At 62.4% G+C, this 13,745-nt stretch carries 12 protein-coding genes; 7 read left to right on the top strand and 5 right to left on the bottom strand.

What is annotated here, in order from left to right:
* Positions 1-257: 257 nt before the first annotated feature.
* Positions 258-1,343 (bottom strand): redox-regulated ATPase YchF, encoded by a 1,086-nt coding sequence (gene ychF / locus L8U60_RS06645; protein WP_269965586.1) that lies wholly within the window; start codon positions 1,341-1,343, stop codon positions 258-260.
* 33 nt (positions 1,344-1,376) lie between these two features.
* A complete protein-coding gene (locus L8U60_RS06640) occupies positions 1,377-2,903 on the bottom strand; it encodes a purple acid phosphatase family protein (protein WP_269965585.1) in 1,527 nt (508 codons plus the stop codon).
* Between the two features lie 126 nt (positions 2,904-3,029).
* On the opposite strand from L8U60_RS06640, the gene L8U60_RS06635 reads away from it, so the two are divergent.
* The 3 genes from L8U60_RS06635 to L8U60_RS06625 all read left to right on the top strand — a co-directional run bounded on the left by L8U60_RS06635 (position 3,030) and on the right by L8U60_RS06625 (position 6,503).
* A complete protein-coding gene (locus tag L8U60_RS06635; RefSeq protein ID WP_420840168.1) occupies positions 3,030-4,541 on the top strand; it encodes an AI-2E family transporter in 1,512 nt (503 codons plus the stop codon).
* A 61-nt stretch (positions 4,542-4,602) separates the two neighbouring features.
* Positions 4,603-5,745: a DNA recombination protein RmuC gene (locus tag L8U60_RS06630; RefSeq protein WP_269965584.1), complete on the top strand. Its 1,143-nt coding sequence runs from the start codon at positions 4,603-4,605 to the stop codon at positions 5,743-5,745.
* A gap of 11 nt (positions 5,746-5,756) precedes the next feature.
* On the top strand, positions 5,757-6,503 hold the full coding sequence (locus tag L8U60_RS06625; protein ID WP_269965583.1) for a DUF6542 domain-containing protein: 747 nt from the start codon (positions 5,757-5,759) through the stop codon (positions 6,501-6,503).
* On the opposite strand, the gene L8U60_RS06620 is transcribed toward L8U60_RS06625, so the two are convergent.
* The gene (locus L8U60_RS06620) at positions 6,500-7,462 is read right to left on the bottom strand and encodes a 4-hydroxy-3-methylbut-2-enyl diphosphate reductase (protein ID WP_269965582.1); all 963 of its coding nucleotides are present in this window, start codon (positions 7,460-7,462) and stop codon (positions 6,500-6,502) included. The genes L8U60_RS06625 and L8U60_RS06620 overlap by 4 nt on opposite strands.
* Positions 7,463-7,521: 59 nt before the next feature.
* On the opposite strand from L8U60_RS06620, the gene xseA reads away from it, so the two are divergent.
* Entirely contained in the window at positions 7,522-8,808 is a 1,287-nt protein-coding gene (gene xseA / locus L8U60_RS06615; protein WP_420840167.1) for an exodeoxyribonuclease VII large subunit, read from the top strand.
* A 16-nt stretch (positions 8,809-8,824) separates the two neighbouring features.
* A complete protein-coding gene (locus L8U60_RS06610; protein WP_269965580.1) occupies positions 8,825-9,154 on the top strand; it encodes an exodeoxyribonuclease VII small subunit in 330 nt (109 codons plus the stop codon).
* A 14-nt stretch (positions 9,155-9,168) separates the two neighbouring features.
* Here the strand turns inward: L8U60_RS06610 and L8U60_RS06605 are convergent, their stop codons facing one another.
* Positions 9,169-9,735 (bottom strand): DUF4245 domain-containing protein, encoded by a 567-nt coding sequence (locus tag L8U60_RS06605; protein WP_269965579.1) that lies wholly within the window; start codon positions 9,733-9,735, stop codon positions 9,169-9,171.
* A gap of 170 nt (positions 9,736-9,905) precedes the next feature.
* Here L8U60_RS06605 and glpX point away from each other — a divergent pair, with 170 nt between their 5' ends.
* On the top strand, positions 9,906-10,913 hold the full coding sequence (gene glpX, locus L8U60_RS06600) for a class II fructose-bisphosphatase (protein WP_269965578.1): 1,008 nt from the start codon (positions 9,906-9,908) through the stop codon (positions 10,911-10,913).
* Positions 10,914-11,002: 89 nt separating this feature from the next.
* Here glpX and L8U60_RS06595 read toward each other — a convergent pair whose 3' ends face one another.
* On the bottom strand, positions 11,003-12,082 hold the full coding sequence (locus tag L8U60_RS06595; protein WP_269965577.1) for an HNH endonuclease signature motif containing protein: 1,080 nt from the start codon (positions 12,080-12,082) through the stop codon (positions 11,003-11,005).
* Positions 12,083-12,315: 233 nt separating this feature from the next.
* On the opposite strand from L8U60_RS06595, the gene L8U60_RS06590 reads away from it, so the two are divergent.
* Positions 12,316-13,716, top strand: coding sequence for a class II fumarate hydratase (locus tag L8U60_RS06590; RefSeq protein ID WP_269965576.1), 1,401 nt, complete (start codon positions 12,316-12,318; stop codon positions 13,714-13,716).
* Positions 13,717-13,745 lie beyond the last annotated feature (29 nt).

Here is a 13,745-nt window from a genome sequence, read left to right as displayed (position 1 = left end):
GATCGCGTCGATTTCGCCGCGTTCAAAGGATGCCACCATGGCGTCGTAGTTGGGGCGAGCCACATTCTTCTTTGACGCGGAAATGGACTGATCGACGTCGTTATGCCCTATGTCCAACGTGCAAGCCACGCTGCTTTGCAATGGCTTCACAGTCCTGAGGCCGCAGGTCGATGGTGCGGCCATCCACGTCAGCGTCTCGTGAGATACGACGGCAAATAGGAGCGCGTGTTGTCAAACGCAATTAATAAGGCCCTTAGCTACACATTGAACTTAAATTCCACGACGTCACCATCAGCCATGACGTAGTCTTTGCCCTCCTGCCGGACCTTGCCGGCGGCGCGAGCTTCAGCCATGGAGCCGAGCTGGTCCAGGTCCTCGAAGGCGACGATTTCGGCCTTGATGAAGCCCTTTTCAAAGTCGGTGTGGATCACGCCGGCTGCCTTGGGGGCGGTGTCGCCCTTGTGGATGGTCCAGGCGCGGGCTTCCTTCGGGCCGGCGGTGAGGTAGGTCTGCAGACCGAGGGTTTCAAAACCGGCGCGGGCGAGGGTTTCTAGGCCGGGTTCGTCTTGGCCGACGGAGGCGAGGAGTTCGGCGGCGTCTTCGTCGTCAAGCTCGAGCAGCTCGGTTTCCGTCTGGGCGTCGAGGAAGACGGCCTCAGCGGGGGCGACGAGTTCGCGCAGTTCGGCCTTCTTGGCATCGTCGGTGAGCACGCCCTCGTCGGAGTTGAAGACGTAGAGGAACGGCTTGGCCGTCATGAGGTGCAGGTCGCGGACGAGCGCGAGGTCGATCTCCCCGGCCTTCGCGGCTGCGAACAGCGTGCGGTCGGATTCGAGGATGGCCTGCGCCTTCTTGGTCTCCTCCACCTGCGCGGCGAGGTCCTTGTCCTTGCGCGCTTCCTTCTCTAGGCGCGGCAGGGCCTTCTCAATGGTCTGCAGGTCCGCCAAAATGAGCTCGGTGTTGATCACCGAGATGTCGCTGGCGGGGTCAACACGGCCGTCAACGTGGATGACGTTGTCATCGGAGAATGCGCGAACGACCTGGCAGATCGCGTCGGCCTCACGGATGTTGGCCAGAAACGCGTTACCCATACCTTCACCCTCGGACGCACCCTTGACAATGCCGGCGATATCCACGAAGGACACCGTCGCCGGCAGGATCTCGGCCGAGCCGAAGATTTCAGCCAGGCGGTTCAGGCGCGCATCCGGCAGCGGCACGAGGCCAACGTTGGGCTCGATGGTGGCAAACGGGTAATTCGCTGCCAGCACATCGTTACGGGTCAGGGCATTAAACAGGGTGGACTTGCCCACGTTGGGCAGACCGACAATTCCAAGAGTAAGGCTCACGAGGGCCCATGATAGCCGACGGGCCCGCGCAGCTTAGAGGCGGATGCCGTAGCGCGCCGCCAGATCACGCAGTTGCGGCGCCAGCAGCGCAAGGCCGCCGAGCAGCGCAGCGAGCACGCCGATCACGATGCCGACGATCGCGCCTGTCGACGATCCCTCCGCCGACGACCCGCCACCATCGCCCAGCCCTGGGTTGGAGAGGGGGCTGTGGTCGAGGGTGACATCGTCGACAAGCGAATTGTCTGCGACGTTGTACGTGCGAACCGTGAGCTTGTGCTTGCTCACGTCAACGACGGAGTAGTCAGGCGTGTAATCCTGCTGCCACACAGCGATGGCGGGATCGGCGTACTCCGTGCCGTCGGTTTCGGTACTGGACGTGAATTCCTTGCGCTCCACGCCGTTAACGTCATGGAAGTGGTAGTACTTGCCGCCGCCGGCCGTGGTGGACGTGAGGTAGAGGACCTCGCCCTTCTTCGGTCGCAGCACATCACCCGACTTGGCAGGCTTATTTGCATCCACCGGCTCCACACCGTTCATGAGGCGCGAACGGTTGTACATGTGGTCATGCCCGCCGATCACCAGGTCAACGCCAGCCTCGCTGAACACCGGCGAGAGCTGCTCGCGCAGGCGCTTCACGTCAGCATCCTTCTTGGCGTGGGAGCTGTGCGTGTACGGCGAGTGGTGCATAACCGCGATGATCCAGTCCTTGCCCGCACCCTTCGTCGCCGCAGTCTGGCGGACGAACTCGGCATGCTGCTCAATCGCAGCATCGCTGCTCTCATTGCTATCCAGAACAATGAACAGGGCGTTGTTGCGCTCAAAGTAGTAATTCGCCGTGCCGTCGACGCGGTTGGGGAAGTTTACGTGCTCGTTGAAGTGACGGGTTTCAAGCTTCGACGGGTACCGCTCATGATTCCCCATGGCCAGCGCCAGTGGGTAAGAGCGCACCTGCTCCGGGGAGAAGAATTCTTCCCACTGTTTTACTTGACTGCCCCAGCCCTCCACTTGGTCGCCAGCGTGGAGGATGAACTGCGCATTCGGGGCCTTGCCCGTGGCCTGCTTCACCGCTTCACGCCATGCTTCGGCCTGCTGTGCCACTTGGCCGTTCACGCCAATCTGGGCATCCGCCATCGCCAGGAAGTTCCACGAATCACCCCTGCTCTGAGTACGGAACGTCGCCGGCTCACTCCAGCCACCGGTGTCAGAGCCCAACTGGTAGGTGTACTCCGTGCCCGGGCGCAGACCGGTGATCGTGCCATGGTTGCTGCGGTAGAGCAAGGCTCCGTAATTAGCCTCGTTCGCAGGGATGACTCGGTCCGCGGTCGGCTGACCCGACGGGTAGTACTTCACATATTCCTGGCCACTGTACTTGGTGCGCCAGGAGAAATTCATCTCAGAATCCGTCGCACCCACTCCAACGTGGCTCAGGGTGATGGGGTTATTGGCTGTGGTCTGGGCATCCGCTGGAACAGCGGCCATGGACACGCCCACCGCAAACACGGTGGAAGCAACAAGGGTTGACAACGTCCGGGAACGAGAAGATCGGGTAGTTACAGACACGGGACAAGATTCTTTCTCTACGCAGGGCCAAGGTTTCACGCAAAGCTAACACGCGCGGGAGGTTTGTGTGGGGTGAATGAGGGGAAGGGATCGTCGAAAAGCAATTGCTCGGGCACAATAGGGCACGTGAGTTCTACGAAGAAGAGTGACGCTGCCACCAGCGGCGCCACGCATGAGTCGCCGGAAGCACTCGCTGATCAGGTGAAAGCGAGTGACGCGAAGCAAGCTGGCAGCCCCAAGGCCGACACCCACGTGTATGACAATCGCGTGGACCGCTCCGTAGTTCTCAATACGTGGGTGCGCTCCACTGCCCTGTTTTCACTCCGCATACTCGCGATTTTTATTCTGCTGGGCGCGCTCGCGTACCTGGTGGGCAAGTTCTGGGCTGGCGTGTTGCCGGTGGTGCTCGCACTCATCGTGTGCACGGTGCTCGCCCCGCCAACGACATTCATGCGCAACCGCGGAATCCCTTCCGGGGTCGCGGCGCTGATTTCTATGCTGCTAGCCGTAGCGGTGCTGATGTTCTTCGTGTCCATCATTTTGCCGGACATCATGCGCAACTCACGCGTGCTGTTCAGCCAAGCAGGGCATGGCGTGCAGAACCTGCAGCTGTGGATCCAAAACCAGGACGTGCTGCCGTTCAGCCTGGATGGTGAGAAAGTCGATGCCGCGTTCCAAGAGGCCACATCGTGGTTGCAGGACCGCGCCGGGGCGATCGCGGGCGGCATCTTCTCCGGCATTGGTACGGCAACATCGTGGGCCGTCACCTTCGTGGTGGTGCTCGTGCTCACCTTCTTCTTCCTGAAAGACGGCCAGAAATTCCTCCCCTGGGTGCGCAGCGCAACGGGCGGCCGCGCAGGCCTTCACGCGACGGAGCTGCTTACCCGCTCGTGGGACACACTCAGCGGCTATGTGCGGGCGCAAGCGGTGGTGTCGTTCATCGACGCGTTCTTCATCGGCATTGGTATTTCCCTCGTCGGCGTGCCGCTGGCCTTCACGTTGTCCGTGATCACGTTCATGGCGGGCTTCATCCCGCTGGTGGGTGCGATTGTAGCGGGTGCTTTGGCAGTGCTCATCGCGCTGGTGTCGCTCGGTTTCACGCAGGCGCTCATCGTGCTGGGCATTGTTATCGCCGTTCAGCAGCTCGAAGGCAATGTGCTCTCCCCGTTGCTGCAGTCGCGCGCGATGAACCTCCACCCGGTGGTCGTGCTGGTCTCAGTCACGGTCGGCGGCGGCCTCTTCGGCCTCATGGGAGCATTCCTCGCTGTGCCCGTGGCCGCAACGATGGCGGTGGTCTTCCGCTACATCCAGGACATGCTCCAGCTCCACGCAGGAGAAGTCACAGCCAATGAGCTCAGCTTCTCGACGGATGTCGGCCGCGCCCTCGCCGAAGCCGAAGAACTCGAAAGCGCCAAGGCTCGCGAGGACCTCTTTGATCAAAGCGGGTGGGCCGCTCCACACATCACCGAGGAGCTTATCGACGCCTCCCCCGCCCCCACCGGCCTCCGCATCCCCTTCGACAAGCTTCCCCTGCGACGGAAGAAGGGCAACGATGCTCACAGCAACCGCATCGAGCGGCTCGTTTCGCGTCTTCCCCGCCGGAACCGTCCTACAGAACAGCCGGACGAAACCGAATAACTGTTCGACTCATTCGGCGACGGCATGCGTGCGTGTCTTCAGCGTGTGAGACGGTGGGTGCATGACTGTTGCTGCACCTGTCACTCAGGCGACCTCTGCGTCGCCCCTTTTTCTCGCGTTCTTCCTTGGGCTCATCGTTGGCGCGGTGGTCGGCGCTGCTACTTATGCCTTGCTGCGGCAGCGCACCACGCCCCACGCACCATCCCATGGAACTCAGCAGACTGCCGCGGCGGAGTATCCGGAGTACGCAGTGCGCCAGCACCAAGAATTGGAGTTCCTCCGGTCGACTGTGGAGAAGCTTTCTACCCAAGTGCGCGACATGGATGAGCACCGTGCCGTTGCGCAGTCAGCGTTGGCGGCGCAGGTGCAGGCGGTGACGAGGGCGTCGGTACGCTTAGGCGACCGCACGGACCAGCTGGTTACTGCACTGCGCTCCCCCAATGTGCGCGGCCGGTGGGGTGAAATGCAGCTGGAGCGCGTCGTTGAGCTGGGCGGCATGAAGAAGTACTGCGATTTTGATGTGCAGGCCACCGCGCGCGTGGATGGCCAGCTTCTGCGGCCCGACATGGTGATCAGGCTGAGCGGCGGCCGCAACATCCTCGTGGATGCGAAGGTCCCGTTCTCGTCCTACCTCGACGCGTTGGCCACGGACGACCCGGAGGAGAAAGCGGGATACCTGCGCCACCACTGCCATCTGCTGCGTTCACACGTGAACCTGCTGTCCAGCAAGAACTACATCACCGCGTTCCAGCCAACGCCGGAATTCATTGTGCTGTTCATCCCATCGGACCCATTCCTGGACGCCGCGCTGGAACAGGACCCGCAACTGCTGGATGACGCGTTTGCGCGCAACATCGTCCTCGCCACCCCCACCACCCTGTTCGCTCTGCTCAAAACGGTGGCGTTGGGGTGGCAGCACGAAGACATGTCGGACAAAGCCATCGAGGTGCAGCGCCTCGGTGCAGAGCTATACGCGCGGTTGGGCAAGATGACGGAGCACTACAACCGCGTCGGTTCCTCCTTGGATAAAGCGGTAGAAGCATTCAACGCGACACTGGGGTCGATGGATTCACGTGTCCTCGTCACCGCGCGTCGCCTCCGCGACCTTGATCTGCCTGCCCAATCCTCCACGCCACCCACAGAACTTCAATCTGTCTCCGCCCGCGCGCGAGTACTCCACGAAACGGAGCTGCCCCCGAGGTAACATGTTGGATCGTGTCTCATGCCTCACCACGATCCGCGCCCGCCCAGGACACCACGCTGTCCGGCTTCTCATTGGGCTCGGGCTTAGGCATTCTCATTGCCGCTTTGGTCACCGGCGGGCTGATCTCCCTCTACACAGAGTTCATCGGCTGGCCGTTCCTGGCCATCTTTGCGCTGGCATCCGTGGTTGTGGCCACGTTTGTGAATCCGCGCGGCCTCTTCATCACCGTGGTCTCAATTCCGGTGTTGTTCACGTTCTTCCTGCTGTTCACCGGCACACTCAACGCGTACTTTTCACTGCCGGAAGGGCAAACATCACTGGGCCGCACATCGGTGCTGGTGATCCTGTACCCGCTGGTGCAGTTCTTCCCGGTACTCGCCATGGTGACACTCGGCGCGCTGCTCATCGCGTTCGTGCGCTATCAGCTGCTTAAGCGGCTTAACGACGACATCCGCCGCCACGAACTCCGCCAACGCCGCCGCACCAACGAAGCTAATCGACGCTCCGTCCGCGAAGCCTCCCGCTCGCGTCAACTTCCGGAGCGCACTACAACCCCCACACCCCGTCAACGTCTGGCAGAAAAGACCCCTGCCCCCACCACTCGCCGCCGCGCACGGAACCGTAGCCGCAACAACGACAACCGGGTCACCGTTGATGAGTTGTTGGCGCGGCGGGAGCGGGATGCGTCGAAAAGCTCGTCGACAAGCGCAGCGAACAAAGTGCGCCGCAGGCTTAGCGACGACCTGTACGGCGACTAGGCCTCCTTACGCCGCGGTGCGCGCAGATCACGCGGCAACGCGAAGGTAATGGTTTCCACCGTGGTGGTGACTTCCTCAACGTTGTCGAAGCCGCGCTCCGCCAGGTGATCAAGCACCTCACGCACGAGAATCTCCGGCACGGATGCGCCTGAGGTCACGCCGACGGTGGTGACGCCGTCAAGCCACGCATCATCAATCTGGTGCGCGTAATCCACCAAGTGAGCGTCCTGGGCGCCGTTCTGCAGAGCAACCTCAACCAGGCGCTTGGAGTTCGACGAATTCTGGGACCCCACCACGATCATGAGATCGCAGCGCTGTGCAATCGCCTTCACCGCGACCTGGCGGTTCTGGGTGGCGTAGCAAATGTCATCGCTCGGCGGGTTCTCCAGATTCGGGTACTTCTCGCGCAGGCGTTCAACGATCTCCATCGTCTCGTCCACTGACAGCGTGGTCTGGGACAGCCAGACGAGCTTCTGATCCTCAGGGAAATCGGGGGCGGACTCGACACCCTCAATCCCGTCAACAAGGTGCACGACATCCGGGGCCTCACCGGCGGTACCTTCGACCTCTTCGTGGCCTTCGTGGCCGACCAGGAGGATCTGGTAACCATCGCGGGCGAAACGCTTCACCTCGTTGTGGACCTTGGTCACCAGCGGGCACGACGCGTCGAGTGCGAGCAGGTTGCGGCGCACCGCCGACTCACGCACTGCCGGCGACACACCGTGGGCGGAGAAGACCACGTGGGAGCCTTCCGGCACCTCATCAGTTTCCTCCACGAAGATCACTCCGCGCTGGGACAGCGTCTCCACCACGTACTTGTTGTGGACGATCTCCTTGCGGACATAAATCGGTGCGCCGTACTTCTCCAGCGCTTTTTCTACAGTCTCCACAGCACGGTCAACACCCGCGCAGTACCCGCGGGGGGCGGCTAGGAGGACGTTCTTACCAGTGCTAGACATGGTTCCCCAGACTAATGGATCGCCGCGGGAAAGGTAAGCTGGCCCGCACGACGGTTCACATGCAAGGAAAAGGGGGCACAAGCACAGTGACGGAACCAGCGCCGGGACAACCGCCGAAGAGCACACCAGAGACTCCGTGGTCTGTGGCCCAGGTCAACGAGAGCGTCAAGAAGTGGATTGAACGTCTTGGCTGGCTGTGGATCGAAGGGCAGCTCACCCAGGTGAACGTGAAGCCGACGTGGAAGCTGTCCTACCTCACGTTGCGCGATACGCAGCAGGAGATGAGTCTGCAGCTCACCGCCCGAACGGATCTGCTGCGCTCCATGCCGGCACCGCTCAAGGACGGCGACCGCGTAGTCGTCTGCGGTAAGCCCGCGTTCTACGCTGGGCGCGGCACGTTTTCCATGTGGGTCACGGAGATCCGCCACGTCGGCGAGGGTGAATTGCTCGCCAAGATTGAGCGTCTGCGCGCACTGCTCAATAGTGAAGGCCTATTCGATCCGGCGCGCAAGCTACCGCTGCCCTATTTGCCGCGCCGCGTGGGACTGATCACTGGGCGCGGATCGGCAGCCGAGCGCGATGTGTTGTCCGTGGCGCAGAATCGCTGGCCAGCCGTGGACTTCCGCGTGATCAACACTGCGGTGCAAGGCCCCGGCACGGTGCCGGAGGTCATCGCCGCGCTGCAGGAATTGGATACGGATCCCACCGTGGACGTAATCATCATCGCCCGCGGCGGTGGTTCCGTCGAGGACCTGCTGCCATTCTCCGAGGAGGCGTTGCAGCGCGCCGTCGCCGCTGCCCGCACGCCGGTTGTCTCCGCGATCGGGCACGAGCCGGATAACCCCGTTTTGGACAACGTCGCGGACCTGCGCGCCGCCACGCCCACCGATGCGGCCAAACGAGTCGTACCTGATGTCGCTGCCGAATTTTCGCTTATCGACGAAGCCCGCTCCCGCATGTCCGCCGCCCTCCGCGGCTGGGTCCAGCGTGAGCGCCACGGCTTAAGCCAGCTACGGTCACGGCCTGTGCTGGCGAACCCGCTCACACCGATTCTTCTGCGCCGGGAGGAGTTGGAGCGCGCCCAGGGCGCCATCCGCCGAGATATCTCACGGCTACTCGCGCAGGAATCTGCCGAGATCCGCTCACTGCGCGCCCAAGTATCAGCTCTTGGCCCTGCCGCAACATTGGCGCGGGGATACGCCGTTGTTCAGGTGCAACCGCGCGATGGGTCCGAACCGGAAGTGGTCACCAGCATCAGCCAGGCGCCACCGGGTTCCCCGCTACGCATCAGGGTTGGCGACGGCTCCATCACCGCCGCCGGCATGTCCACCACCCCAGCAGAATAAATGTAAGGAACACACCATGACAGAGAACACCTTCGGCCAAGGCACCCCGAACAACAGCGCCTTCCCGGCGCCTGAAACCCTCACCTATGAGCAGGCACGCGACCAGCTCATTGAAACCGTCAAGATCCTCGAGCTCGGCCAGATGAGCCTCGACGAATCCCTCAAATACTGGGAGCGCGGCGAGGCCCTGGCCAAGCGTTGCGAAGTCCTCCTCAACGGTGCCCAGGAGCGGGTCGAAGCAGCACTTGGTAGCTCCCAGGAGGGAGCTACCAAGGGAGCATCGCAGGGGGCTGCCCAGGAAGAGCCGGAGGGGGCTGCCCAGGAAGGGGAAACTGCCGGGGAGTAGGGCTCGTCGATAAGCTACTTGGCGAGTGGCTGAGTGGCCGCGAACTTCTCGATGAGCTCACGGAACTCTCCATCCTCGGCGGCGCCTGTGATGAGCAGGCGCTCGTCGCCGAGATCCACGAACCACACGTCGCGCACGTCGCTGTAGTCGGAGGAGTAAATCTTCGCCTCATGTCCGGCGACATCCTCAGTGCGGTTGAGGGTGCGCGGTGACGCGTCGATCTCCTTCAGCGCAGTGTCTTCGTCCACACCCGTCTGCGTGGCCTGGAGGAAGCCCTCCCCCGGCGTGACCCAGCCCATGACAGGGGCGGGTGTGCCGCTCAACGTGGTGCGGCGGGCGGAGTTGTTCACCCATCCCTCCGGCAGCTCCGGGTAGCGCACCGCGAAATCGACAGCGCGGGCCTCCATACCCAGGAAGGTCTGCCCATCAACCTCCTGCACCGGCCCGTTCTCCGGGCGGCCGGGGTTGAACGAACACATCCCCGTAAAGCCGACAGCGAGCAGCATGAGGACGACGATGACCACGACATTGATCGAGATGTCACGGCTGTCTTGGAAAATGCGCGGTTTCTCTTTAGCCACGCGCTTCAGTATGTCACGGACCACCCGATAGGCCACGGACTCCCCCGATTAGGTGGGCAACCGGACATACCGGACCCCCAAAGGTGCCACAATAGGGAGGTGAATGGCTGCGCCCGCGTGGCTTTCCACCCCATATTCCCCACGTACCACGCCTCAGGAGGCAACAACACATGTCTAACACCGCTGGAACCCCGGACCGCAACCTCGCGATGGAACTCGTCCGCGTCACGGAAGCGGCGGCTTTGGCTTCCGGCCGGTGGGTCGGCCGCGGCAAGAAGAACGAGGGCGATGGTGCGGCGGTGGATGCCATGCGCCAGATGATTAACTCCGTGAACATGGACGGCATCATCGTTATCGGTGAGGGTGAAAAGGACGAGGCACCGATGCTGTTCAACGGCGAGAACGTGGGCAACGGTCAGGGCGCCGCCATGGATCTGGCTGTTGACCCGGTGGATGGCACCCGCCTCATGGCTGAGGGTCGCCCGAACTCCATTTCCGTCATCGCCGCTGCTGAGCGCGGCACGATGTACGACCCGACCGATGCGTTCTACATGAACAAGATCGCCGTCGGACCGGAGGCAGCAGGCAAGATCGACATCACCGCACCCGTTGCGCACAACATTGAGGTTGTGGCGAAGGCGAAGGGCATTGAGCCTCGCGACGTCACCGTGGTCGTCCTCGACCGCCCCCGCCACAACCAGCTGGTCGCCGACATCCGCGAAGCCGGCGCAAAGGTCCGCTTCATCATGGACGGCGACGTCGCTGGCGCTATTGCCGCGGCACGCAACAACAACTCCATCGACATGGCCATGGGCATCGGCGGCACCCCGGAAGGTGTCATCACCGCTTGCGCACTGAAGTGCATCGACGGCGAGATCCAGGGCATGCTCGCCCCGCAGTCCGACGAGGAGCGTGAGAAGGTCCTCGCCGCCGGCCACGACCTTGACCGCGTCTTGGGTATCAACGACCTTGTGAGCTCCGACAACTGCTACTTCGCCGCCACCGGCGTGACCAACGGCGACATGCTGCGTGGCGTGTCCTACCGCGCTGACGGCGCCACCACCCGCTCCCTGGTCATGCGCTCCAAGTCCGGCACGGTGCGCCACATTGAGTCCCTGCACAAGCTGGCTAAGCTGCGCGAGTACTCCGTGATCGATTACTCCGGTCCGACTGCTTAATCTGCTTAATCTGGTTAATCCGGTTGCTCCGGTTTTCAGGCATGCCAATGGGCCCGGCTTCCGCCGGGTCCATTTTCTGTTAGTGGCCCTTAAGCGTGAATGAGCTCGGGGTATAAGGACTCCATCGCCCCGTACGGATGTCGTTTGTTACTGCGCGCATACCCTGTGGGTGAGACCCAGATGGGTCTGCCTCTTTGTATCGCGACGCGCCCGCGTTGGTGTTTGTCCGGGTCATCGTCGTTGACCCGGTTGTGGTAGCTGCACAAGACAGCCAGGTTGTTCATGTTCGTCTCGCCGCCGTATCGCCAGGGCTCCACGTGGTGGATCTCGCAGTGGTCCGCGGGCATCCGGCAGTCCGGGTTGGTGCAGATCGGCTGCGTCGCCTTTGCCAAGACGCGTTGCTTCGCGCTTGCTAATCTGCGCTCCCTGTAGTGATTCACCGGCCCCTCCGTCGGGTGGAACAACGCGGCCTCCAAGCCGTATTCCTCATTGCAGAGGTAGTTGTTCACAAACTCTGCGCCGGTCATGGTGGTGCCGTCGGTCAGGCCGAGGATGATGTCGTCGCCGTGGCCGTGGATGATCGTCGATAAGTGAGGCGCTGGCACCAAGATAAGCGGGCGCGGCGCGGCGGCCGGAACCCCCTCCCCCGAACGCATGAGCTTCTCAAACGCCTCCGCCATCTGCGGGCCGGCGGGCAGATCCGGATTGATCCCGGTGCGCGTATACGCCTCCAGGTCAGCCATCACGTGCTCATCCCCCATGATGATCACGCCGCCGATCCCATTCACCGGCGCGATAAACCGGGCGCTCTTCGTCCGCGTCTTGGGTTTCTGCGGCACGATCGTCTTCGCGTAACGGGCGAGCGCTGCGCACGTGGACGCCTTGTCCACCGCTGCCTGGATGAGGCGGAAACGGTAACCATCCCGCTCCCCTTTGCGCTTGACGTGACCGATGCTGCGCTCAATCTGGGCGAGCAGGTCCACCGTCAGCCTGGCTTCATGCGCGGCAGCCGTCGTCTGCTTCGACGCACCGTGCCCGAAATACGCAGAATGCACCAACGCCAACTCCCCCACACGGGCGGGTGAGAGACCCGCCGCGAGGAACATCTCACGATCAAAATCGCGGAGCTCCTCCAGCGGGATCTGCGTCAAACGGGTAAGCAAGTTCATGCCCGCCACCGTAACCGCGGCAAAAGCCCTGCGTAAAGGGTTTGTGAGATGTTCCCTAATTTCAAAATAAATGGAACCAAACAGGGGTCTGCAGCAGTCTAAGTAAGGTTGGGGGTTTTCTCGGGCCGAGGTTCAGCCGGGGTTCAGTCAGGTTTGCCAAAAATCAGGAATAATGGCGAGTGTGACAGATGGCGCAACCGCGCCGGAAAACGTTTCAACCGCAAAGGATGACAATGGCTGATCAGGAATACCGCATTGAACACGACACCATGGGTGAAGTGAAGGTCCCCGTCAACGCGCTGTGGCGTGCACAGACCCAGCGCGCGGTGGAGAACTTCCCCATCTCCGGCCGTGGGCTTGAAGCACAGCAGATCCGCGCACTTGGCCTGCTCAAGGCAGCATGTGCTCAGGTGAACAAGGACTTGGGCAAGCTGGACGCCACCAAGGCTGACGCAATCATCGCCGCTGCGAAGGAAATCGCCGACGGTAAGCACGACGCCGAATTTCCTATCGACGTTTTCCAGACCGGCTCCGGCACCTCCTCCAACATGAACACCAATGAGGTCATCGCGTCCATCGCGAAGGCGAACGGTGTTGAGGTTCACCCGAACGATGATGTGAACATGGGCCAGTCCTCCAACGACACCTTCCCCACCGCTACCCACGTGGCGGCGACGGAAGCGGCAGCCAACGACCTCATTCCGGCGCTGAAGGTTCTGCAGGAGTCCCTGGCTAAGAAGGCTGCTGAGTGGCACGAGGTGGTCAAGTCCGGCCGCACCCACCTCATGGACGCAACCCCGGTCACCCTGGGCCAGGAGTTCTCCGGCTACGCCCGCCAGATCGAGCTGGGCATTGAGCGTGTTGAGGCTACCCTGCACCGTCTGGGCGAGCTGGCCATCGGTGGTACCGCTGTGGGCACCGGCATCAACACCCCGGCTGAGTTCGGTGGCAAGGTCACCGAGGAGCTGGTGAAGCTCACCGGCGTGACACAGCTGTCTGAGGCAAAGAACCACTTCGAGGCGCAGGCTAACCGCGACTCCCTCGTTGAGTTCTCCGGCGCGATGCGCTCCGTGGCTGTCTCCCTGTACAAGATCGCCAACGACATCCGCCTCATGGGCTCCGGCCCTCTCGCTGGCCTGGCAGAGATTCACCTGCCGGACCTGCAGCCGGGTTCCTCCATCATGCCGGGCAAGGTCAACCCGGTTCTGTGTGAGACGGCAACGCAGGTCTCCGCACAGGTCATCGGTAATGACGCGGCCGTGGCATTCGGTGGCACCCAGGGCCAGTTCGAGCTCAACGTGTTCATCCCGATGATGGCGCGCAATGTTCTCGAGTCTTCGCGTCTGCTGGCGAACACTGCTCGCCAGTTCGCAACCAGGCTTGTCGACGGCATTGAGCCCAACATCGAACGCATGCGCACCCTGGCTGAGTCCTCCCCGTCCATCGTGACCCCGCTGAACTCCGCGATTGGTTACGAGAACGCGGCCAAGATCGCTAAGCACGCAGTCGCAGAGGGCATCACCATCCGCCAGGCCACGATCGACCTCGGCTTCGTCGACGGTGAGAAGCTCACTGAGGAAGAGCTGGACCGCCGCCTCGACGTGCTGGCAATGGCACACACCGAGCGCAACTAGGCGCAACTAGGCGCAACTAGGCGCAACTA

The sequence above is a fragment of the Corynebacterium meitnerae genome (assembly GCF_027570075.1).
Taxonomy (GTDB): Bacteria; Actinomycetota; Actinomycetes; order Mycobacteriales; family Mycobacteriaceae; genus Corynebacterium; species Corynebacterium meitnerae.
The sequence above is the reverse complement of the archived record's forward strand: the minus strand, read 5'-3'. Positions and strand labels throughout refer to the sequence as shown.